Annotated in this window: 19 protein-coding genes and 1 rRNA gene; 6 read left to right on the top strand and 14 right to left on the bottom strand. The window is 38.1% G+C overall.

All coding sequences use genetic code 11. The features are described from left to right. The first annotated feature begins 76 nt into the window (after positions 1-76). Positions 77-1,411, top strand: a complete 1,335-nt coding sequence (locus M595_RS08880) for an O-antigen ligase family protein (protein WP_023065773.1) — start codon at positions 77-79, stop codon at positions 1,409-1,411. On the opposite strand, the gene M595_RS08875 is transcribed toward M595_RS08880, so the two are convergent. Continuing rightward, the gene (locus M595_RS08875) at positions 1,353-2,117 is read right to left on the bottom strand and encodes a class II aldolase/adducin family protein (RefSeq protein ID WP_040483810.1); all 765 of its coding nucleotides are present in this window, start codon (positions 2,115-2,117) and stop codon (positions 1,353-1,355) included. The two genes, M595_RS08880 and M595_RS08875, sit on opposite strands and share 59 nt — an antisense overlap. A gap of 160 nt (positions 2,118-2,277) precedes the next feature. Between M595_RS08875 and rrf the strand changes: the two genes are divergently transcribed. Then, a 5S ribosomal RNA gene (rrf, locus tag M595_RS08870) occupies positions 2,278-2,394 on the top strand. A gap of 71 nt (positions 2,395-2,465) precedes the next feature. On the opposite strand, the gene M595_RS08865 is transcribed toward rrf, so the two are convergent. Next, complete coding sequence (locus M595_RS08865) at positions 2,466-2,891, bottom strand: hypothetical protein (RefSeq protein WP_023065796.1); 426 nt, start codon at positions 2,889-2,891, stop codon at positions 2,466-2,468. A gap of 128 nt (positions 2,892-3,019) precedes the next feature. On the opposite strand from M595_RS08865, the gene M595_RS08860 reads away from it, so the two are divergent. Together M595_RS08860 and M595_RS08855 are read left to right on the top strand one after the other, a co-directional pair. Next, on the top strand, positions 3,020-4,885 hold the full coding sequence (locus M595_RS08860) for a S8 family peptidase (RefSeq protein WP_023065762.1): 1,866 nt from the start codon (positions 3,020-3,022) through the stop codon (positions 4,883-4,885). Positions 4,886-4,887: 2 nt separating this feature from the next. Further along, on the top strand, positions 4,888-5,103 hold the full coding sequence (locus M595_RS08855; RefSeq protein WP_023065775.1) for a hypothetical protein: 216 nt from the start codon (positions 4,888-4,890) through the stop codon (positions 5,101-5,103). Between the two features lie 89 nt (positions 5,104-5,192). Here M595_RS08855 and M595_RS08850 read toward each other — a convergent pair whose 3' ends face one another. The 11 genes from M595_RS08850 to M595_RS08800 form a co-directional block, all read right to left on the bottom strand. Next, positions 5,193-5,975 (bottom strand): FkbM family methyltransferase, encoded by a 783-nt coding sequence (locus M595_RS08850; RefSeq protein ID WP_023065795.1) that lies wholly within the window; start codon positions 5,973-5,975, stop codon positions 5,193-5,195. A gap of 1 nt (position 5,976) precedes the next feature. Beyond that, positions 5,977-7,107 carry a glycosyltransferase family 4 protein gene (locus M595_RS08845; RefSeq protein ID WP_023065768.1) on the bottom strand — a complete coding sequence of 377 codons (1,131 nt, stop codon included), beginning with the start codon at positions 7,105-7,107 and terminating at the stop codon, positions 5,977-5,979. A gap of 50 nt (positions 7,108-7,157) precedes the next feature. Beyond that, positions 7,158-8,285: a glycosyltransferase family 4 protein gene (locus tag M595_RS08840; RefSeq protein WP_023065814.1), complete on the bottom strand. Its 1,128-nt coding sequence runs from the start codon at positions 8,283-8,285 to the stop codon at positions 7,158-7,160. 15 nt (positions 8,286-8,300) lie between these two features. Then, positions 8,301-9,554: a glycosyltransferase gene (locus M595_RS08835; protein WP_023065743.1), complete on the bottom strand. Its 1,254-nt coding sequence runs from the start codon at positions 9,552-9,554 to the stop codon at positions 8,301-8,303. Positions 9,555-9,592: 38 nt separating this feature from the next. Continuing rightward, positions 9,593-10,831: a glycosyltransferase family 4 protein gene (locus tag M595_RS08830; protein WP_023065799.1), complete on the bottom strand. Its 1,239-nt coding sequence runs from the start codon at positions 10,829-10,831 to the stop codon at positions 9,593-9,595. Then, on the bottom strand, positions 10,828-11,553 hold the full coding sequence (locus M595_RS32695) for a CatB-related O-acetyltransferase (protein WP_275044458.1): 726 nt from the start codon (positions 11,551-11,553) through the stop codon (positions 10,828-10,830). The genes M595_RS08830 and M595_RS32695 overlap by 4 nt, the downstream gene beginning before the upstream one ends. 36 nt (positions 11,554-11,589) lie before the next feature. Continuing rightward, positions 11,590-12,504 carry a glycosyltransferase family 2 protein gene (locus M595_RS08820; protein ID WP_023065827.1) on the bottom strand — a complete coding sequence of 305 codons (915 nt, stop codon included), beginning with the start codon at positions 12,502-12,504 and terminating at the stop codon, positions 11,590-11,592. Positions 12,505-12,567: 63 nt separating this feature from the next. Next, positions 12,568-13,812: a glycosyltransferase gene (locus M595_RS08815; RefSeq protein WP_023065744.1), complete on the bottom strand. Its 1,245-nt coding sequence runs from the start codon at positions 13,810-13,812 to the stop codon at positions 12,568-12,570. Positions 13,813-13,852: 40 nt separating this feature from the next. Then, a complete protein-coding gene (locus M595_RS08810; protein ID WP_023065786.1) occupies positions 13,853-14,695 on the bottom strand; it encodes a sulfotransferase family protein in 843 nt (280 codons plus the stop codon). Positions 14,696-14,698: 3 nt separating this feature from the next. Beyond that, complete coding sequence (locus M595_RS08805; RefSeq protein ID WP_023065818.1) at positions 14,699-16,237, bottom strand: oligosaccharide flippase family protein; 1,539 nt, start codon at positions 16,235-16,237, stop codon at positions 14,699-14,701. Between the two features lie 252 nt (positions 16,238-16,489). Next, positions 16,490-17,842, bottom strand: coding sequence for an O-antigen ligase family protein (locus M595_RS08800; protein WP_023065825.1), 1,353 nt, complete (start codon positions 17,840-17,842; stop codon positions 16,490-16,492). Positions 17,843-18,075: 233 nt separating this feature from the next. Here M595_RS08800 and M595_RS08795 point away from each other — a divergent pair, with 233 nt between their 5' ends. Both M595_RS08795 and M595_RS08790 read left to right on the top strand, forming a co-directional pair. After that, the gene (locus M595_RS08795) at positions 18,076-19,581 is read left to right on the top strand and encodes an SLBB domain-containing protein (protein ID WP_052001728.1); all 1,506 of its coding nucleotides are present in this window, start codon (positions 18,076-18,078) and stop codon (positions 19,579-19,581) included. 51 nt (positions 19,582-19,632) lie between these two features. After that, on the top strand, positions 19,633-21,864 hold the full coding sequence (locus M595_RS08790; protein ID WP_023065758.1) for a GumC family protein: 2,232 nt from the start codon (positions 19,633-19,635) through the stop codon (positions 21,862-21,864). An 8-nt stretch (positions 21,865-21,872) separates the two neighbouring features. On the opposite strand, the gene M595_RS08785 is transcribed toward M595_RS08790, so the two are convergent. Then, positions 21,873-22,598, bottom strand: a complete 726-nt coding sequence (locus tag M595_RS08785; protein ID WP_023065783.1) for a 4'-phosphopantetheinyl transferase family protein — start codon at positions 22,596-22,598, stop codon at positions 21,873-21,875. Positions 22,599-22,683: the final 85 nt, after the last annotated feature.

Genomic DNA, 22,683 nt, shown 5'->3' with positions numbered 1-22,683 from the left:
TCCCCCTGCACCCCACCTCCCCACCTCCCCACTTCCCCACTTCCCCACTTCCCCACCTCCCTAACAACAAACTACTGTGTCTGTTCTCACGCGACATCCTGAACCCAAACTTCAAGGGCCTTGGAATTTATTTCAAGTCGGGTTATTTCTATTTCCACTCCTACCGACTTGGGGTGGAATTACAATTATTTTAGCGGCAATTGTGACTTGGATAAAAAATTTTAAACCTATTATTAGTCAACCTGTTCATCAAGCCTTAATCGTTTTAAGTCTGTTACTCATTATCACGGCAAATTTAGCCCAAAATCCTAACGAAGCTTTAATCGGATTATCTAATTTTCTACCCTATTTTTTTGTCTTTGCCGGATATAACACCTTAATTCAAACTCCCACCCAACTCCGCCAAATTGCTTGGATTTTAATTTTTCCTTCTATTCCCGTTGTTATTTTAGGCTTAGGTCAACAGTTTCTCGGATGGTCAGGAATTGAACAATTAAGAGGCTTTTTCGGTTGGGTGATTGTTCTCAATGGTAGCCCTCCTGATAGAATGTCTTCCGTGTTTATGTACGCCAATATTTTAGCTGTTTATCTGCTGATTGTCTTTATTTTAGGACTCGGATTATTAATAGAACGGCTACCGTTTTGGCAAAACAAACCCGAAGATAAACTCTATCCCAAACCCTCCTTTTTAACGGTTTTAATTATCGCTTTAGTCGGTGTAACCATTGCCCTGATTTTTACCAACTCCCGCAACGCTTGGGGATTAATGGTGTTTTCTAGTGTCGCCTACGCGGTTTATTTGGGGTGGCCGATTGTGTTAGGATTAGTGATTGCTGGAGTCGCAGCAATTTTTGGGGCGGCATTTGCCCCTTCTCCGTTTCAAAAAGGGTTAAGAGTGATTGTTCCGGCTTATTTTTGGGAACGTTTGACCGACCAAAACTTTGAACGTCCCGTGGAAACGCTTCGCATTACTCAATGGAAATTCGCCTGGAACCTCACCCAACAAAAACCGTTAACAGGTTGGGGACTGCGAAACTTTACCGCCCTCTACGAAAGCAAAATGAACGTTTGGATGGGTCATCCCCACAACTTCTTTTTAATGATGACGGCTGAAGTCGGAATCCCTGCAACTTTACTCTTGTTAAGTATTGTGGGTTGGATTTTAGCCCAAGCTGTTCAACTTGGAATCAAACAAAAAATTCCCCCTAAAGACCGATTAATTTTCTTCAGTTACGGACTTGCATTTGGGGCTTGTGTGTTGTTTAATTTATTAGATGTAACGCTTTATGATTTCCGAGTCAATACCTTGGGATGGATTCTACTGGCTGCAATTTTTGGCAATTCTCAAAAATTTACTCTAACAAATCAGGTTGCTGACGAACAATTTTGTCATACAAAGACTGAAAACTAAACCAACCCATAAAATGACTGCCAATCTGACTGTAAGTTAAACTGGCAACATCCGGTTCAATTAAAATCGGTTTCCCGGCTGCTTCTGCCATCAATTGCGCCTGGGCTGACCGTTCCATTGTAATAAACCACCACGCCGTTTCATCAACAGAATGACCAACGGTGAGTAAACCATGATTACGGAGAATAAGCGCTTTGCGTTCACCAAGCGTTTGGGCAATCCGTTTTCCTTCCGAGAGATCAAGCACCACTCCGGTATAATCATCAAATAAAGCATGATCTTGATAAAAAGCACAGGCATCTTGAGTTAAGGGGTCAAGTCGTCGCCCCAAACAAGACCAAGCCTTCCCATGTATCGAATGAGCATGGGCTGCTGCCACCACATCGGGTCTAGCTTGATGGATTTGGGAATGTATTGCAAACGCCGCCGCGTTAACGGGTTTATCGCCTTGAACCACTTCCCCTTTTTGATTGACTAATAATAAATCCGAAACCCGAATCTGACCAAAATACATCCCAAACGGGTTCACCCAAAATAAATCCGGCCATTCGGGGTCACGGGCGGTAATATGTCCGGCGACGCCTTCATCAAAGCCATAATCGGCAAATAAACGTAACGCTGCGGCTAATCGTTGTTTGCGGTGTTGACGTTCAGCTTCAATCGTCTCAAACGTCGGGGGTTGCGGCAAATCAAACTTTTCAAACATAACTCTCCTCCGGGATAAACAGCCACCCTCACCCAAAATATCAAAAAATTTTTGAAAAAGGGTTGACAAGTTTTAAAAAAGGCTCTATATTAAATGATTGTGCGAGGGAAACAAAAACACCCTCAAACGCAAAAGACCTAAGAAAGTATTTTAAAGCTTTTCTGGTGTCTATGGCTCGATGGAACCACACCGATCCATCTCGAACTCGGATGTGAAACGTTGACACGGCGAAGATACTTGGTGGGTAGCTGCCTGGGAAAATAGCTCGATGCCAGGATAAATACGAAAGCCTTCTTCCAGTGATATATCGGAAGGAGGCTTTTGAATTTGGTGTTATTTTTACCTGCTTTAAGAGGTTTCGACTTTTTCGAGTTGTTGATGGAGAAATTTACCCCATTGGGCAGCCAGAGGAACTTCTGTAAACGGAACCCGAATGGGAGTGGCCTCTTGTTTCAACTGAAATTCTAACTCGATCTCTTTACCCGTTTCCGGCGGAGAATCTAAATCCACCGAGTGATTATCAACCACCAGCCAAATAGATTGTACATCTTCCAACGATAGGGTTTGTAGATCAGTAGGTCCAGTTCGAGTGGGTTTTCCCCAAGTCAGTTCAGTCCCTTTTAAACCCATGATCGCATAGATATCATATTTAGCCTTCTCGAACCCTTTCGCCCATTCCCGATAGGCTTCGACCTTATTGTATTCGTTCCAACCTGACCAGGCTAACCAAAAGAAAACAATTAATAGCGGAAGCCACAATAAACCTCGTTCCATAGCTGACCCTGAGTAAATTGGCACTCAATCATGATTCGCTTCTCACATCAGGTAGATACAATGGGAGAACTACGTTATTTGTCTGGGACTCCTTCGACGAATAACCCACAACGCACCGACGAATAATGATGAAAAGATTTTTTCTGCTGTGCTTATTCTTAATTGGGCTAGGCTGGGCCGTATCTGGTTTTTCCGGTCTGGCTGCCCAAGGCACATATGATTCGATTGTACTAGACTTTCGCGAAGAGATTGGGCAACAATCGATTACCAATCAAATTCAGGCGATCGCTCAAAAATATCAAGTGATTCCCTATCTCAATAGCGAATTTTCCCCCGAAGACAATATTTATATTGTTCGAGGTGACAAACAACTGCTCAAATCCTTGAGAAAGTCTCTAGGTAAAAACACAGAATACATTGAACCCAACTATATCTACTCCGCTAACTATAGCGCGAAGTTTGACAACGGTGTTCTGTATGATGCTGTTCCTCCCTACAAGAATATTTCTCAGGATTCTTTTTTCAGTAGCAGCATTCCCAATGATCCGTTTTACGGCCAACAGTGGAATCTCCGCAGCATTAATGTGGAAACGGCTTGGAATGAAACGCACGGTGAAGGCGTAACCGTTGCTGTGATTGATACCGGAGTCAGTCAAGTTCCTGATCTCAAAGATACAGAATTCGTGGGCGGCTACGATTTTGTTAATGATCGCGCTGAAGCGTCCGATGATAACGGTCATGGTACCCACGTTGCCGGAACTGTTGCCCAATCGACCAATAATGGTTATGGTGTGGCCGGAGTTGCCTACAACGCGAAAATCATGCCGTTAAAAGTCCTCAGTGCAGGCGGTGGCGGTACGATTGCTGATATTGCTGAAGCGATTAAATTTGCCGCCGATAATGGCGCTGATGTGATTAACATGAGTCTCGGGGGTGGCGGTGAAAGCCAGTTAATGCAAGAGGCGATTAATTATGCTTACAACAAAGGGGTTGTAATTGTCGCCGCAGCGGGTAACTCTGGAGAAAATGCGGCTGGATATCCGGCCCGTTATCCCAAAGTGATTGGAGTGGCGGCTTTAGACCCCACTGGCAATAAAACGCCTTATTCTAACTTTGGTGCCGGGGTTGATATTGCTGCCCCCGGTGGGTTAACGGTCGGTGAAAATACAGCAGGCGGTATTCTCCAAGAAACGATTGATCCCGAAACAGGTGGATCGACGTTTGCTGCTTTCCAGGGAACGAGTATGGCATCCCCTCACGTGGCGGCAATTGCTGCGTTAGTGAAAGCCTCGGGTATCACTGAACCTGAAGATGTCGCCCGTGTTATCAAAGAATCCGCCCGCAAGGTAGAAGAAGACCCCCTCAACCATTTTGGGGCTGGTCATGTGGATGCGGGAAGTGCGGTACAACTGGCTTTGAAAGGACAGATTACTTTCCGGGACTTTTTCCGCTGGTTGCGCGATAGTGGTTATCTCAATCCCCGTTTTTGGATTGATGGCGGCGCTGTGGCGTTGTTACCCAAACTTGGTATGGTTGTGGGTTCCTATCTTTTGGCTTGGTTCCTGCGAAATTATTTCCCCTTCCAATGGAGTTTTTCCATGATGAGTGGTTTGGTTGCCGGGAGTAGTGGTTTGTTTTTCCTGCGAGGGTTCTATATTTTTGACCTTCCTCAATGGCCGATGCGAATGATGGGAAGTTCGGTTCCAGAACTCGGAAATGCGATCGCTGGAAATAGTTTATTAAACCCGATTTTTGCCAGTGTGTTAATTCCGGCGATTTTAGTTGTTTTGTTCCTCGGACATTCGACTTGGAAATGGATTGCCATTGGTACGACTATCGGGGTGGCAAGTTGTTTAACGGTTTCGGCAGTTATTTCTCCTGCGGTTTGGGGATTGGGTTCAGGAATACTAGCCCAAGGTTTCCTCGGAGTTAATGCTTTACTCTGTTTAGGGTTGGCAACTCTCGCCCTGAAAGCTGAAACAAGGACGGTATAAACATGAAAGTTCAAGGCAAAATTGAACACAAAGGTTTTGGAACTGGCACTTGGGCATTGGTGACGGATAACAAAACCTACGAACTGAAAGATGCACCCTCTGACCTCAAAAAGAAAGGCTTAAAAGTTGAGGTAAATGGTGAAGTTCGAGAAGATGTGATGACGACGGCAATGATTGGCCCGGTGTTGGAAGTTCAATCCTTTGAAGTGATGGACTAATACCAAAGTTTATCGTTGTTTGAGAGGTTTGTAGTTGAGTTGAAATACTGCTACAGCCTCTCTTTTTTTGTCTTCCTTAGTTTGAAAGGCTAATTTAAGGGCTGTGGAGAAAAGATAAAGTTACAGATATATTGTCCTCGACCGTCTGTATTTTCTGATGCTTGCATTGAGGCGGGATTAAAGATTTCAAGATTGTGAAGTTTCCTTTCAAACAAAAAATATCCAAAATAGCCGAGTTGTAAAATTTTTTGAAAGATTTCTTCAATCTGAATTTCATTATGTCTTTGTTCAATTTCTATAATTAAATTGGGTTTGTTGGTTTTAAGGGTTTGCATTGCCCCTTGAATCACTTGAGATTCAAATCCTTCTACATCGATTTTTATAAATCCTACGTTTTTAAATTGGAAGTCGTCTAATTTATTGATCTCAATATTGAAAGTTTTGATGTCAGTAATTTCTTGTTCTTTCCAGGTAGAATTTTGAAAATCTTTTCTCAAGCTTCCCCATCCATGTAACTCTCGATTCCCAACGTAAGGAATATTCAATTCCATCTGAGTATGGCAATCTCCTAGTCCACAATTGATTACTGAAACATTTTGTTTGGTGAATAGTTGTTCAAGATAATGACTTAAATTGGGATTGGGTTCAAAACAAATCACTTCCTGAGATAAACTCTGCAAATACAAGGTATACATTCCTCGATTTGCTCCGACATCTAAAGACAGCTTTTGGCGATCGCAAAGCTGAGGTAAAAGCTTCAACTCTGGCTCTCCACCTTTTAGCTCATAATATAAATATTTGAGATAACGTTGAACCGAGTTAGGCAAAATATCTAAAGTAGTATTGAGAACATCTTTAGTTATTGTGTTCATATCAATCTCCTAATGATAAACTTGAGTAAAACTCCAAATATTGTTTCATTGCAGTGGTTTTTGAGAAACGAAACGGCTCTGTTTTGAGTTGAGGATCGGATTGCTTTAAAGCATCTACAATCGCTTGAGAAAGGTTTTGAACCGGATTCTGTTTTAAGTCAAAATAAAAGCAGTCAGAAGCCCCAACTTCTCGGAAAATAGGGATATCAGAACAAACTACACGAGCAGAAAAATAGAGAGCCTCTGCAAGAGGTAAGCAGAACCCTTCTGTTGAGGAAGGACAAACCATCAGATCACAATGTTGATAGAGCCAGCATAACTGTTGATCATCAATTGATGAAGTCAGAAAAACCCGATCTGCGAGCGATTTTTTATGAATTAGTTCAATTAAGTTTCCTGTTTCTGGGCCTGTACTCCCCACAAAAATAAGTTGAGTTGATGGATCAATTTTATGTTGTTCTATAAGTTTAGCGTAAGCTGCAATCAATAAATCTAAATTTTTATTTTTCCGATGTTGAGCCACACTTAAGATAAAGGGAGTTGTTTCTAAATTAAGCTGATGCGGAAGTTTAGGTTGAGTCTGTTCAAAGTCAACATAATTATAAACAACACGACTATTGCCTTTAGCGTAGACTTTCGGAAAGTAATACTTGAGTCGGTCTAAAGTGTCTTGGGAAACACAGACAATTCCATCACTATTTTGAATTGCCATATAAGTAAATAGTTGATTAAATAAATAATTTGGAAATCCAAAGTTTTCGGGTTTTTCATAGGGATAAAAATCATGAATTGTTGAAAGTATAGGAACAGAAAATAAAGAGTTTAAAAAGGGAATAGGAAAGGAAAAATGAGCAATATCCGGCTGAAGTTTTTTGATCAGTTTTGGCAGGTTAAACATAAACCAAAAGTTACGCTTCAGTGAGCTGTTTTTGATCTGTATTGGCAGGATGTTTATTTTCGGAGAATTAAGCTGAAAATCTTCTTCAAAATAACCTTTTTGCCAACTTCCCAAAACCAATGTGACTTGCTCAACTTGTTCAGAAGCGGCTAGACATTTAGCTAAATTTGCCGCACCTCGACATAAACCTGTGGGTTGAGTAAACCGACTTAATGCAGAAATCAGGATGTGCATATACTATCCTCTATCTTTTTTGAGATTGAGATCAAATTCTGAATTGAAGATTAATAACTTAAACATTTGACAATTCCGGTCTTAAAGTTGTTAACCATTTTGTCTATTGTATATTGTTTTGCTGCCATTAAAGCACCTGATTTTAATTGTAGATAAAAATCATCATCTCTCATAAGATTTGTAACAGCCTGAGCATACTTTTCTAAGTTATGTTCTGTGATTAAACCATTAAGACCTGAATTGAGATATTCAATTTCAGGACTATGAATAGGTAAGTCAGTTGTAATTACAGGAAGTCCCGCTACAAAAGCATCTAAAATGGCTAAACCGACTAAACCCGGAATTAAAAAAACATCTGCTAAACTAAAGTACAGTGCTTTTTGTCGATCAAACTGAGAACCAACATAATAAATCCAAGAATACGGACTCACTTTGTTTTCAAGTTGTTCGCGATCCGGGCCATCTCCAAGAATAAATAGTTTAAAATTAGGAATTTCTTTCTGAATGATTTGGGCAGATTCAATTAAGAATTTCCAATGCTTATTAGAATACAATCCTCCACAAAATAATCCTATTTTATCTTTGTCTTTGAGATGATATTGAGTTTTAATCGCAGTAATTTCATCACTTCTAATACTTAGAATATCTTGTTTAAATTCTTGAGTATCTATAGAGTTTTGAACCACTGTAATTGTATTTTGAGGAACATGATGCTCTCTTAAATATTGAGCGGTTCCTTCGGTATAAGCAAACCACCAATCAACACGGTTAATAACTTTTAGTTTGACCCATTCTTGAAAGTTTGCCTGTTCTGCTTGTCGATCCCAACCGTGACCCCAAAAAGCAACTTTTTTGAGTTGAAAAGCGGATAAAACTAACAAAATATAATTAATAATATGGCGGCTTGCTTGCTCAACAATGATTAAATCGGCTCGTTTAATTTCTGGCTCTAAAGGTTGATATAATATTTTATCTTTAAAAAACCAATAATTTTTGACTTGCAGTCCAACCTCTGAATTTAATTCAACATTATCTGACTTTTGTAATTCTTTTTGAGTTGGATCTCCGTAAGCAACTGTTAGTTTTATTCCTTCTAAATAAAGAGCTTGATAGAGCTTTTCAAAGAAGGAAACCCGATATTGTTTAACGAGAGTTTGAACAATTAAAACGTGTTTCATCAGAAATTGACTCAACTAAATATGATTGAAAATTACACGAGCAAATTCATCGGCTGAATTTTGTTCAGCAAACTTTTTCATTTGACTGTGATCGCATAATACAGTTTCAGGTTCTTGTAAAAATCGAGTTAAACCCTGAGCAATTTCCTCGGGTTTTGTGGAGTCAACCGTTAAACCAAAATTATAGTGTTGAACAAGTTTTCCCATTAAACCATAGTTTGAACTCAGAACAGGTTTTTGAGCGGCGGCTGCTAATACGAGTGTTCCACTCATCCCAATATGTTTTTGATGAGGAGATAAAATCACATCTGCTCCATGAAAATAACGATGAACATCTTGTTCAGAAACAAACTCAAAGTTACAAATAATTTTTACTGATTTTGTTTGAGAAACTTGTGTAATTTTAGCCTTGACGGTTTCTTGATCGTTCGGAATAATTTGTCCAACCAAAATTAAACATAACTTTTGACACAGATTATCAGGAAGCAGAGAGATTGCATCTAGAAGCTGATAAATTCCTCGACGCTCTCCCAAACTTCCTAATAATAAAAACTTTTTTTGCTGAATATCGAGATCAAAAGTTTGTGTAAATTTTTTGATATCTAATTCAGATAAATTATAAGTTTTTACCGGATCAGGCATATAGACAGCGGTTGCACAATTTAGATTGTGATTCAAATCATTGACGACAAATGGATCAAGTACAAATAAACTTTTCACTTTTGATTGTCGCATAACACGACTCAGAATTATCTTTTCTCGTAAATGTTGAATTCGTTCTTTTGATGTCGGTTGATAATGAGAAAACTGAGAATAGTGAAATGAGGGTCTATAATAAATTCCAGATAGAGGACAAGGTAATTTATAACCTTCTAAAGCTATGGGTAATAGATAACGATCAGCGATCATCATCAAACCATGAGTTGCTGATAAAGATTTTGCATATCGACAGAATAACCGAAATTCCTGAAAATCTCGGACAAAACGCCCAATTTTAGACTGAGTTGACTTTAAAATCGCTTTTTCTTCTGGTTTGATGGTTATAAATTCTAATTTGTTATTTAGGAGTTTTGAGGCTAAACTAACAACTTCTTTATGTTGATCAATAAATTCTTTACAAACTATGACATAAATCTGATCTTGAATATTATTTTTAGAGAGGTATTCAATTAAGTATTGAAGATAGTTGGAATAGTGACCTGTTAAAACTAAATTCCATATTATTAGTTTTTTATCACTTTTTTTTGAACTTGATGAGTTAATATACATTATTTAATTACTCTCAAAATAGTTGACATTTACAGATTTTAATGCTTTTTTGAATTAAGTATACGATGATAGTAATTGTCGATATCAATTGCCTTTTTTGACCAGAGTTGCTGTTGAGCAAACTCATAGCCTTGTTGACCCATTTCCCATCGTTTTTGAGGATGTTGAGACATCGATTCAATTGCTAAAGCGAATAAGGCTACGGTTTCACTCGGTTTTGTTACAGGAACTTTAATTCCGGCTGTATCTGGAACTAAATCTCCGGCACCTTGATGGTTAAGAACAATCAGAGGTAAAGCATAAGCCATTGCTTCCATTAATTGTGAGCCAAATGAATCTCTTAAGCTGGTAAATAAAAATACATCATTAGTTAAATACTCCTGTTTAACTTCTGTCCAAGGAATTTGACCTTTCACTTCAACTTTGCTTTCAATTTCTAATTTTTCTAACCATTGTGGGATATATTGACTCAGAGAACCTCCGCCTACAATTGTGAGTTGAATAGGGATTTCTGTTTTTACTTTTGAGATCGCTTCTAGGGCTAAGAGTAAACCTTTTCGATGAAATAAACGACCAACCCAGAGTAACTTTAAAGCCTGAGTTTGACTTCGAGTTGGAGGAGAACCCGGAAAAAAGTTTTCTTCTAATCCAGTATCTAAAAACAATTTTACCCAAGAAGCTCCTAAACGTTTAGCTAAATGTCCTGTCTCTTGATTGGTAACTAAGATCAAATCGGCATGACTAACCGTTTGACGAGCAATTAAATTCAAAGAGAGTAATTGAGTATTCGCAAAAGAACGAAACGCTTCACTGCGCCATTGATCTAAAAAGTAACTTTTGAAAGCGGGTGGTGCAATTTGCCCTCCTCCAACGGGTCCAAATATAAAGGGTTTATTGAGACGCCAAAGCCAAGAACCTGCCGTTAAACTCCCCCAAGTTACATGATGAATCAGATCAAAATTGTGCTTTTTATCGAGTTCTAAAGCAACAGTATAAGCCTGTATTTGCCAAATAAAATAGTGTAGATAGACTCCTATTTTTCCTTTGAGATAAGGTTTAAAATAGTTAGGAATATCAACAGCAACAAAGTGTAAGTTGGGCTGAGGTTTAGTTGCTAAAACATCTTCCCAAGCGGCTTGACTTTCCGCATGAGAACGAGTTAAAACCCAAACTTCGTGACCTAATTGTGCTAAGTTCCAAGCCCAATTCCAACCAAAACCAAGTTCTGAACCTTTATTGGGTTGACAGGCATAAGCTGAGAGTAGGATTTTTTTCATGTTGTGCCATTTGGATGCACTGACTCTGTTGTAGCATACTTTTGTTTTAAGGTATTAATTTTGTGAAAATCTTTAAAATTATGTCTTAACCATTCTTCATCTTTACTCCACCATTGAAACATTAGTAAAAATTTAATTGTTTCTTCATCAAATCGATATCGAATCAGTTTGGCGGGAACTCCTCCGACGATGGCATAAGCGGGAACGTCCTTATTAACAACAGCTCCGGCTGCAATGACTGCTCCATCTCCAATTGTTACACCATCTAAAATAGTAACATTTGCTCCAATCCATACATCATTCCCAATTTTAATTTCTTTTCGTTCTTCAAAATAGTCTTGATCAGAAAATGTGATTCCATTTTGTTTTAAAGTTGAGTAAAAAATAGGATGAGTTGAAACAAACTCTGTTGTGGGATGAATGCCAAAACCAATAATACAGTTGGCTCCTATACAACAAAAATTACCAATATTTACTCTAGAAATACGAGTATTTGATAAAATATAAGTGTAAGAGCCAATCTCAGAATTTAAAATCATAATATTTTCATACAATTTTACATAATTTCCAACTGTAGTGTTATGGAGTTTTGAGTAATATCCCTGTTCTAATTTTTTGTATTTCAGTTGATTTTTCCACCAATTTACGAGATAAGATAAGTAATCAGTAAAAGGATTTTTAGTTGCTGACTTTAGAGTTTGAATCCATATTAATAGCATCATAAAACTCCTAACATTGAATTTGACAATAACCTCAATCTATTTTATCAAAATATTGTTTAACTTGCGCTGAAATCGTTTCAAAAGGCTAGGAGAGAAACGATTTTCTTGAGTATAAAAGTCGGCATCCCAATTTTGTACCATAAATGGAGGATGATTTAAGGGAAAATTTATCGGTTCTATCGACATATTAGCATAAGAAATCTTTTGAGCTTCGGCTGTCGTATTTGAAGAAGCTGATAAACTAAAACCTTGATTGGAAACTAAATTTACACTTGGCATAATTCCTAAACCATTCTGTATCCAACAAGAAAATAACCATCGATAAAACCAACTATCTTTTTTTCCTTCATAAGTTGCTTGAAAAAGTCGTCGCCAATATTGAATAGCTCGTGAATTTGAGAGTTTATACTGAAGAAACTGACTCTCTCTAAAAGTCGGCCAAAGCTTCATCTCAAAGTCAAAATATTGCCAAGCTCGCCGCCAAGTTGCCCATCCCCAACAGTCATGGAAACCGGAGTAATAATAGCTGTATTCACTGCGTTGATGTCCGAATTGAAAATTAGTTCCAGCAATTGACATTACTCGTTGATCTTGTTGATAATAGTCTAATAATTGTTCACAATAATCAAAAAAAGTAGGATCAGGTAGACAGTCATCTTCTAAAATAATGGCTGAATCAACTTTCTCAAATACCCAGTTTAAACCACTAGAAACTCGCTCTGCACAACCTAAATTTATATCAGAGTAGTTAGTTAACACCTCACAATTCCAGTCAACTTGATTAATAATAGCGCGAGTTTGTTGACATTTTTCAGCTTCTTCGGGTCGGTCAGAACGAGGGCCATCTGCAATAACAAGCAATATTGAGGGCTGGGCTTGACGAATGACTTCAAATACTTTTGCTGTTAATTCGGGTCGGTTAAAAATTAAAAAAACAACTGGCTTATTCATGTCAATTTTATATCAATCTTTTTGATAGTTAGTTTTAAGTTAGAGTCAACTTTATTGATGGATTTATGTTTTGATATTTTTAACGATTAACTTAGAATAAATATTAACCAGTTGATCATTCAGTTTATTAATATCATAATTTTCTTCTATAAAAGCTCGACCTACTCGACCCATTTCTAACCATTGTTCTGGATTTCTGATTAAATCGGTTAATTTTTCGGCTAAAGCATCAACATCTTTTTCAGGAACTAAAAAGCCTGATTTTCCATCTAAAACTCCATCAGGAATACCATTATGAATGGTTGATAAAACAGGTAAACCCATTGCTTGAGCTTCTTGTAAAACTAAACCTTGACCTTCTTTGTCTCCATCTGTAGCTGTCACACTCGAAAGAATAAAAATGTGAGAGTCTGTATAAAGCTGACGAACTTCTTCTTGAGTCATCCATCCTAAGATTTTAACGTTTTTAGAAACATCCAGTTCTTGAATGAGTTGTTCAAGAGAATCTCGTAAAACTCCATCGCCAACAATGCGATAAATTAAGTTAGGATATTGTTTTAAAACTTGAGCAACAGCTCTGATTGAATATTCGATTCCTTTTTTCTCAACTAATCGAGCCACCGTCAGAATTTCAACAGGTTCATTGGCTTGTAGATAACGAGCTTTAAACTGATAAAGAGATAAATTCAATCCCATCGGAAGTTTAACAATTTTCTCGGGTGGACACCCTAACGCAATGACTCGATCAGCCGTAAAATTTGAATTCACAGTAAATTGATCGCCAAGGTGAAAAAGTTCTTGATAAGTTCCTTCACTAGAATACCAAGCTGATGAGTTAATATCACCCCCATGAAATGAAGTAATTAACTTCCCCTGAATTGCTCCAATTTGTCGGAGAGCTATCCCCTTTTGACCAAATTGACCAAAGTGACAGTGAATAATATCATAAGGTTTTTTGCTCAAGATTGGAATTGCTCCATACAGTAATCGTAAGGATAAAGCTTCTTTTTGATATTGAAAAATATTCAAGGAACGTAACAAAGTAAGTGGAGCTTTAGGAAAATTTTGCAGAAATAATCCTAAGCCTTTGAATAGAGCTTTTGTTCGAGGATGGCTCCACTGGGGTCGATAGTAAGTGTGTTCAAATAAGTGATACTTTTCAATATCAGCGTGAAACTTATTTTGCTCCTTTGGATAATCTGCATAAATATCTACTTGATGTCCACGATCAATTAAACCTGTAATTTGATTGAGAATAAAGGTTTCAGAAAATGAAGGAAATCTTCCAATGATAAAGGCAATTCTCATATTTTTTTCTCCTGTTAAAAAGTGTCTATTTAATCTTTTGTTAAATCAAGTAATTGAATTTTTTCATGTTTTCAATACAAATTGATTCAATTTTATTTAAGTTATCTTTTTCAAAGAAATCTTGCCATTTTACATTTCTATCTCCTCGTCCTTGAAACTGAATATTAACTTTATCAGAGATATCATTGATTGGCTTGAGTCCTAACTTTTGAGCAAGTCTTTCAATTTGACCAACTTTATCTTGAATAAAATCTTCATAACGAATTAAAATCATATTTTCGGAGTTGTTTGAATAAAGATTAGCCATATAGTCCCATCGATAAGCCATCTTTTCAATATAATTTGAACCGGGAATATTTAAACCAAAATTATCGATAATTAATTGCCAAGATTGACTCATCATTTGCCTCTGTTCAGGTTGAATTTCATTAAGATCTCCTGGTAAATTTAAGCGATTCAAAATACTTCTGATATTATCTCTCGGATCACGAATAATAAAAATAAATTGAGAGTTAGGGAAATAGTCAATCAATTGATTGTAGAATAACGTCAGATTAGGTTCTTTGATAATGGCTTTAGAAAAATAAAGTTTGTGACGTTGAATATATTCATCAAACGATAACTTTCCTGAAATTACATGATGATAAATAGGGTGATCAACTTCTTGAGTGATATCAATTGTTACTGATAATTTTGTGTTTTCTGCTAATAAAGCAGCAATCGCTGAAGTTCCGGACTTTTGGTTTCCTAATATCAAAATAGGATGGGGATGAACTGGAGTTGTTAGTTTTTTAAACTCCTCCTCAACTTGATAACGAAAACCTCGTATTTTTTGATAGATAGGTTGAATAAAGTTCGGTACAAAAGAATAAATTTTAGACATTTTTTATCCCACCTTTTTAGGTTTATTTAGCAACTCTTTGAGCAGTTGCAATACTTTTTTTAAGGTCTGTTTGCCATTGGGTAAAATACACCAGCATACCAGATAGCAAAAGGCATAAAATACACAATTAAGGGCAATTTCAACAAAAGGATTAATACTCCAGGATATCGCTTGATCAGCAAGCCAAAGCAGTCCTCCTGCAACGCAAGAAGCAACTGCGGGTTTCCATAAAATCTTCATCAATAATTCTGGAGTCACTGGAGAAGATTGAAAGCAATAAACAATACCCGGATAACGCAAACCACAGAAGGTAATACTACCTGCAATAGCGACTCCCAATGCACCCCAACGCACCCCAATTAAAAATCCAATCACTGCAATTATAGAAGCAAATATATTCCAGCGAAATTGACGATCTGCTCGTCCCATAGAAATAAATACCCATCCGGTTGCGACGTTAAATGTGCTAATAAAAGCCACAGGTGAAAGCAATCGAAATAAAATGACTGCCTCACTCCATTGAGATCCCAATAAATTAATGATTAATCGATCAGCATCTACAGCCATATAAACTGAAACAGGCATTCCCAGCATAACCATTAATTCAATAGCTTTGCCATAGTAAGATCGATATCGTTCGGGATCAGACTGTACACTGCATAAACCCGGTAAAGCAACTGTTGAGAGCGGAAAGTTAATCTGTTGTAAAGGTAAAACTAACAATTTATAAGCTTGGGCGTAGAGTCCCAATTGATCTGCACCCCAAAACTTCCCAATCAGCAAATTATCGAGGTTACGAGTAAAATAATTAACAACGGTGAAACCCGTATTCCATCCTCCAAAAGCGAGCATTGGAGCAACCTCCTCGTCAAACTTCGGCCATCCTGGACGCCAACCGCAACTCACCCAGACTCCAATACAATTAATAATCACCATTACGAGTTGCATCGCGACTAATGCCCAATAACCCCTACCCAAAATGGCTAACGTCACGGCAATACTAATGCTTGTAATCATGGAGACAATATCTATAATTGCCAACAGACCCAATCGCATTTGTCGCTTCAGCAACGCTTGATGTTGAACCGTGAGTCCTCCGAAAATAAAACCACTCGCTAGCGCTAATGTAATTCCAATTAAACGGGGTTCGCCGTAAAACCAAGCAATACCCGGTGCTAAAGCCATAGTCAGCGCCATAATTGCACCGCTAATTACGAGATTAATCCAAAATAAGGTACTAACTTGAGCGTGAGTAATTTGTTCTCGTTGTACAGTGGCCATTGACAAGCCTAAGTCCTTAAAAATAGAAATAAAACCTGTAATGACAGTCACCATTCCGATTAAGCCATAGTCTTCGGGTTCTAGAAAACGAGCAATAACAACAATCGACCCAAATTGCATGATTAATTTGCTAACTTGAGCCAAAATTGTAATCGCACCTCCGCGAATCGAATGCCCTCTGAGATCGGCTTTGAGATGATCGGTGTGAAAGAACCGTTCAGGATTGGTGCTAGCAGGAGTTTTGGGTTTGGAGTCCGGCAAAGTTATACCTCTTATCCCACTACTTTTGCTGTCAATACTATATCACGATGTCTTGAGTTTGCTTGTCTTTTAAACTTAAGATAGAATAAATAGAGTTGGACTTTTACGTGACCTCTTATGTTAAGATATTTTACAGAATAAAACGATTATTATCACTCAATATTAACAACAACTTATACCCGATAAGTTTTCCCATAGAATTCAGGGATATACGAAAAAATTTACCTTCATAAAATTGATTAAATCGCTAATTTAGAGAGATTTTTTTTCAGTATCTAGACTTAATCGCACCGAACTAATCACATAGTAAACCCAAACATGAGAGGGTTTGAGTAAAAAAGATTCTGAGAGGTTTAAAATGATTAAAAACGTCAAAAATAACAAAGGAAAAGTAGACTCAATCTTAGAATCAGTAATTAAATATTTCACCCCGAAGGCAATATACCGACAGATTGACAGGAAAAAGAAACTTAATCCAATTAAACCCAAGTCCACGGCTAAATCTAAAAAACCTTGATGAGCATGACGAGGACGAAAGCCATTGTCTGTAATAATATAACGAGAGGGATCATCCTCTCCTCTCGATTTTTGCCAAAATCCATAATATCCAAAACCCAGGAGGGGACGCTGAGACACTGCTTTTTCTAATACAAGATTCCAGACCGGAACTCGTCCAGTTAGTGTCATATCTTTTCCGAGAACATCAACAATAACATACTCAAAATTACTGCTGACAACAATAGTTAAACCCATCGCAACGACTAAAAACAAAATAAACCCTGTTAACGCTTGTTGATAGTTTAAACTTTTAAAAAATTGTAGAATCATTAATAAACACATCAATAGAAATAAAACGACAATACTGGTCGATGAATTAGTTTGTTGACGGACATAAAGAGAAAACAAAATAGTCACAATAGCAATTTTTATGTCTTTAGGATTGGCGATCGCATGAGCCGTCCAGAGAACAATATTAATCGCTAAAATAGGTGCAATAATATTTGGGTGAGCAGTCACTCCCATCCATCCTTTAGAATGAACTCCAATATCCGGTTTAAATTGGGCATAATAGAAACTTAACAAAGCTAAAGTGGATGTACTCCATCGAATAAACCAAGAGAGTTCTTGCCAGTTATACTGTTTAGCAATATAAGCAGCAAATAAACTAGGCCCTAGTAAACTTAAGCTCGCAGTCAATGTAAAATCAGGAGTAGCAGACCAGAGGAAAGAAAAAGCAATCAAAAATAGTAATAGACCTAATCCAATATCTTTAAAAATAGCAATAATCGCTCTAAAAATATATCTAAATCTTGAGATTAAAATAAAAGATATAATTCCATATAGAAGAATTTGAATAACTTTCCAAGGCGGAGGAACATCAGGAGTTGTAAAATAAGTAGGATGAAGATTGTATAAAGGATAAGGTGTTAAATTCGGAATCATTACGAAGAAATAAAAAACAATGATTCTCTCTAAAGTTAAAGCAAATTTTGGGTTTTCACCCGCCAAATGAAAAACAATCAAAATAACAATGATTCCGAAAACTAGAGGCACCAGTGCAAATAATGGAACCATTGACAATAAGCTTTTAATTGTATCCTTCATAAACTTAATTGTTGACTAACAAAAATAATAATTGAATTCCTTGGATCTACAATCAACTCAAGCCTAGACTTCAAAATGCTATAAATTTTTCAAGTTAATTCTAAATTTTTGTTAAGACTTGAACGTCTTACCGAATGTTCAAAACATTTAGAATTAATACTGAATTCTAGCAAAATGTTATAATTTTAATCATAATAAAAAAATAGTCTGAACCCTAAAATTTCCCACAAAGTATGTCATTTGGTTTCTTGAAACACCATTTCATCTCAGTGACGCTAGGGATTGCCAATCTAAGCTTGTATAGTATCCTCTGGGTTGCCAACACACCTGATAGTTTAGCTCAACAGCCTTCTGTTCGATCCCAACCGACAGCTACTCAATCCACTAGAGCCGAAAACCTAGTCACCTCCTATATACTTGGCCCTGGCGATCGGCTTTCTGTAGATATTTTTGATGCCCCTGAATACAGCGTTAAAGAAACTCAAGTTCTCATTAATGGAACCATCAATTTACCCGTCGTGGGTTCTATTGTCGTTCAAGGTTTAACGCTCGAACAAGCCCGTGCCGAAATTTCTGCTCAATATAATTCTATTCTTAAACGTCCTGTCGTCACCCTCAACCTGCTAGATGCTCGTCCAATGCGGATTGAAATTGCAGGAGAGGTTTTTCGTCCTGGATTTTATTCTCTGTCGTTATACGATCCCGAATCTCGCACACCGGAACTCCAATACCCCACAATTATAGATGCTATCAAGAAAGCCGGAGGAGTAACCATAGCCGCCGATGTACGTCAAGTTGTACTTCGCAGACCTCAACCCTCGGGTTCAGAGCAGATGATCAATTTAAACCTATGGGATTTTTTTGAAAACGGTAATTTTAGCGAAAATATTTCTCTGCGAGACGGAGACACGATTTATATTCCGAGTACAACCGACGTTAATCCCGCCGAAGTTCGCCAACTCAGCAATACAAACTTAGCAACAGAGCTTGATAATCCGGTCAACGTTACCATTGTTGGCGCTGTTCAACGTCCAGGAACTTACGTCTTAATTGGCGGTTCAACCCGAACAGAACTGCGACTCGGTGGACGTCCGACCGTTACCTCTGCCCTGGGAGAAGCCGGAGGAATTACCGCCCAAGCCAATGTCCATCAAGTCGAGATTCATCGAATTACCCGAAATAACACCGAACAAATCATCCCCGTTAATCTTTGGGAACTTTTGCAAACCGGAGATGTCAATAAAGATCCACTCTTGCAAGATGGAGATACCATCATCATCCCCACTGTCACTGCTGTCAATCCGGGTGAACTCTCCTCTTTAGCAAAAGCAAGCTTCTCGAACCCCAGCATCCAAGTCACCGTGGTTGGAGAAGTTGGAAATCAAAATTCTGTCGCGCTTGAAGTTCCCATCGATACGACCTTAAACCAAGCCCTGCTCGCCGCCGGGGGGGTTAACCGTAGAGCCAATCAAAAATTCGTCGAGTTGATCCGCCTCAACCCCGATGGCACTGTTTCTCAACGTAAAATAGAAGTTGACTATTCTCAAACCCTAAATGAACAGACCAATCCCTTACTCCGCGAAAACGACATCATTGTAGTTCAGCGATCCGGTGTCACTCGTTTTTCCGATTGGGGACTTGCGATTAGTCATCCGGTTAATGCTATTGGTAATGGACTGGTCATCCCCACTCGCATTTTTCTCATATTAGACAGTCTCGATATTATTGATGATGATTAGCATTGATCTTTCTATCAATTGTCGCTAGCCCAAAAATCTAGAGAAACCCCTATGGATACTGAACGAGATTTTCAACAACGATTTTCTACCCATCGCTACTCCCAACAATTTCAACCCTTATCAGACAATTCTAGACCTCAAGCTGAAGAAACAGAAGAAGAAAAATTAAATCTAGGTTGGCTATTTACAGTCATTTTTCGTCGAGCGCCAATTATGATTATTGTGGGGATAATTTTAAGCGGACTTTTTGGGAGTATTGTGGTCTTGAAGTCTCGAAAAATTGAGCCTGAGTATCGGGGAGGATTTCAGATTTTAATCGAACCTGTTACGGTAGAAGGTCAGTTCGCTAGACAATATTTACTGGCTCAATCTGAAAATACAGATATTCAAAGAATCAAAGTTGAAAATAGTCTGGTTGATTACGAAAGTTTAATTCGAGTTCTTCGCAGTCCACAACTAATGGAACCCGTCTTTGAAAAACTTCTTCAGCAATATCCAGATCTGAATCGATCTTCAATTGTCAGTAAACTGGAAATTGAACGAATTAAATACGATTTAGATGGTAAAGAGCAAGGGACAAGGATTATTAAAGTTAGCTATCAAGATTTAGATCCGACAAAAATAATGTCTGTCCTCAATGCGGTTTCTGAGACTTACCTCAATTATAGTCGTCAGGAACGACTTCAAAGTCTTAATCAAGGCATTGACTTTATTAATGAACAACTTCCCGGCTTACGATCTAGATTTAAAATTTTACAAAGTGAAAAACAACAATTTCAACAAAAGTATAATTTTGTAGATCCGGAGACAGCGGTTTCCAAAATCTCTGCTGAAGTTCGACCCATTCAGCTTGAACTCGCCAATACTAAAGCCGAACTTTCTGAAGCTAGAGAAATCTATTTGCTCTTACAACAACAATGGCTTGAACAAGATTATGTGGGAATTTTAGGAAATCATTCTCAGTCTTATAATTCACTCATTCGGCAATATCAAGAACTCGAAAGTCAAATGGCAGTTGAAGCTGGAAGACTGCGAGAAGATAGTTTTCCGATGCAGGCTCTACGGGAAAAGCATGATAATGTATTGCAGATTTTAAGCCGAGAAGCAGAACGAGTCGTTCAAAATATTGCTAATCAAGTTGAAGTTTTAACAGAAAAAGAAAAATCCTATGAACAAACTATCGAAAATTTTGAACAACAACTCAGAGAAATTCCCCGCTTAAGACAACAGTATGATTCCTTAGATCAAGAACTACAAATTGTTCAAGAAACACTCAACGATTTTTTAAAAAAACGAGAAGCCCTCCGAGTTAACGCCGCTCAACAGCAAACGCCGTGGCAACTCATTGCTCCCCCGAATTTGCCTATTGATAGCAACGGTAATATTCTACCCACTACCATTGTTCAAACCAAGAAAAATTTAGCGATTATTGTAATTCTTAGCTTTTTACTCGGGGTAGGTATTGGATTTATTATCGATATTTTAATTGAAGTATTTCATCACCCTGACGAAATTAAATCGACAACCAAATTACCGATATTGGGTGTAATTCCCCTCTCCAAAAAACTCAAAAAAGTCGCTAAAAAATCTCAAACCTTTATTCCCATTGGTTCAGTCACCAGTTTAACTGCGGTTAGCGATTCTCATTGGCCAATAAAAAACGGGCAAGTTGATCAATATCAGACAGGTTCTCCTGTTTCTGAAGCCTTTCGCTCTCTATATGCAAATATCTGTTTACTGAGTTCTAACAAATCCTTAAACACGTTAACAATTAGTTCTGCTACTCTCGGAGATGGTAAATCAACCATTGCTATTCATCTGGCTCAAACAGCCGCTTTTATGGGTCAGCGTGTCCTCCTGGTTGATGCCGATTTACGCAACCCTCAAATTCATCAAAAACTCGGTTTACCTAACCTCAGAGGCTTTCGAGATGCCATTACCAGCGATCTCAGTTTAAACGATGCCATCCAGCGATCGCCTCAAGATGATAACCTATTCGTCCTCACTGCCGGACAAATTCCCCCCGATCCTGTCCAAGTTCTCTCGGCTAAAAAAAGACAATACTTGATGGAACAATTTCGCGCCTTTTTCGATCTCGTTATTTATGATACTCCTGCGGTTACAGGTCTAGCTGATACCAGTTTAATCGCCGCTCAAACTGATGGTATTATTTTAGTTGTTGGCATCAAAAAAACCAACCGTTCTACCGTCCTCAAATCTCTCGAAGAACTTAACCTGAGCAATTCCGTTTTAGGGTTAGTGGCTAATCGGATGAGAGGCTAAGAGGTTGATTATGAACCTAATCGAAATTGCCAACACTTTATTTTATATTCCTTCCCCTCCACTGCGATCGCCGCACAATAGTTATTACCCAAATCTAGAGAGTGCAGCATCCAACGACAACCCTGACCCTGAACTGCTAAGTTTTCCGCAGATTCTAACTTTGGTAACGAAATTTCCACCGTTTCTAACCCGGCTAACCCTTCTCCTGTTGCTTTGACATAGGCTTCTTTTGCCGTCCACAACTGAAAAAATCCCCGAATTTGTTCCCGATCCTCTAAAGCCCTTAAAAACAAATATTCTGACTCCCTAAAAAACCGCTTTGCTAATTGCAAAACCTCCATCGGGCGAATCAACTCAATATCAATTCCCACTCGACGGTTGAGAGCGATCGCAAATAATGCTTTATCCTCAGAATGAGACACATTAAACTCAATTCCTGTTGAATTTGTCTTTAATTGTGGCTTTCCCCGTTCACTATAATTAAACTCTAACTCAGACGGTGATAAACCCAAATAACCCGCCAAAACTATTCTCAAAACTCCCCTCGCCACAATAAAACGAACGCGATCACGTTGTTGACGATATCGGTTAGCGCGTTCTCGTTCATCCGGTGAAAGTAGCTGTTCAAATTCATGCAGTTGTTCATTCAGTTCTCCAAATTCAGCCAGCCAAACTTGAACTTCATCTGAAGATAAATGATATTCTGTTAACGGAAAATTCCAAATTAAATTCATCTTATAAAGATTACATAAGAATAAACACAAAACCTATATCAAATCGAGTATAAGTCTTTAACTTAAAAGTCTCTATTGATTAGAC

The sequence above is a fragment of the Lyngbya aestuarii BL J genome, from assembly GCF_000478195.2.
Taxonomy (GTDB): domain Bacteria; phylum Cyanobacteriota; class Cyanobacteriia; order Cyanobacteriales; family Microcoleaceae; genus Capilliphycus; species Capilliphycus aestuarii.
This window is presented reverse-complemented; position numbering and strand designations above follow the sequence as displayed.

Coding starts and splice junctions, on each gene's coding strand:
- M595_RS08875 (WP_040483810.1), bottom strand. CDS start 2,117: ATGTTTGAAAAGTTTGATTTGCCGCAACCCCCGACGTTTGAGACGATT.
- M595_RS08865 (WP_023065796.1), bottom strand. CDS start 2,891: ATGGAACGAGGTTTATTGTGGCTTCCGCTATTAATTGTTTTCTTTTGG.
- M595_RS08860 (WP_023065762.1), top strand. CDS start 3,020: ATGAAAAGATTTTTTCTGCTGTGCTTATTCTTAATTGGGCTAGGCTGG.
- M595_RS08855 (WP_023065775.1), top strand. CDS start 4,888: ATGAAAGTTCAAGGCAAAATTGAACACAAAGGTTTTGGAACTGGCACT.
- M595_RS08850 (WP_023065795.1), bottom strand. CDS start 5,975: ATGAACACAATAACTAAAGATGTTCTCAATACTACTTTAGATATTTTG.
- M595_RS08845 (WP_023065768.1), bottom strand. CDS start 7,107: ATGCACATCCTGATTTCTGCATTAAGTCGGTTTACTCAACCCACAGGT.
- M595_RS08840 (WP_023065814.1), bottom strand. CDS start 8,285: ATGAAACACGTTTTAATTGTTCAAACTCTCGTTAAACAATATCGGGTT.
- M595_RS08835 (WP_023065743.1), bottom strand. CDS start 9,554: ATGTATATTAACTCATCAAGTTCAAAAAAAAGTGATAAAAAACTAATA.
- M595_RS08830 (WP_023065799.1), bottom strand. CDS start 10,831: ATGAAAAAAATCCTACTCTCAGCTTATGCCTGTCAACCCAATAAAGGT.
- M595_RS32695 (WP_275044458.1), bottom strand. CDS start 11,553: ATGATGCTATTAATATGGATTCAAACTCTAAAGTCAGCAACTAAAAAT.
- M595_RS08820 (WP_023065827.1), bottom strand. CDS start 12,504: ATGAATAAGCCAGTTGTTTTTTTAATTTTTAACCGACCCGAATTAACA.
- M595_RS08815 (WP_023065744.1), bottom strand. CDS start 13,812: ATGAGAATTGCCTTTATCATTGGAAGATTTCCTTCATTTTCTGAAACC.
- M595_RS08810 (WP_023065786.1), bottom strand. CDS start 14,695: ATGTCTAAAATTTATTCTTTTGTACCGAACTTTATTCAACCTATCTAT.
- M595_RS08800 (WP_023065825.1), bottom strand. CDS start 17,842: ATGAAGGATACAATTAAAAGCTTATTGTCAATGGTTCCATTATTTGCA.
- M595_RS08795 (WP_052001728.1), top strand. CDS start 18,076: ATGTCATTTGGTTTCTTGAAACACCATTTCATCTCAGTGACGCTAGGG.
- M595_RS08790 (WP_023065758.1), top strand. CDS start 19,633: ATGGATACTGAACGAGATTTTCAACAACGATTTTCTACCCATCGCTAC.
- M595_RS08785 (WP_023065783.1), bottom strand. CDS start 22,598: ATGAATTTAATTTGGAATTTTCCGTTAACAGAATATCATTTATCTTCA.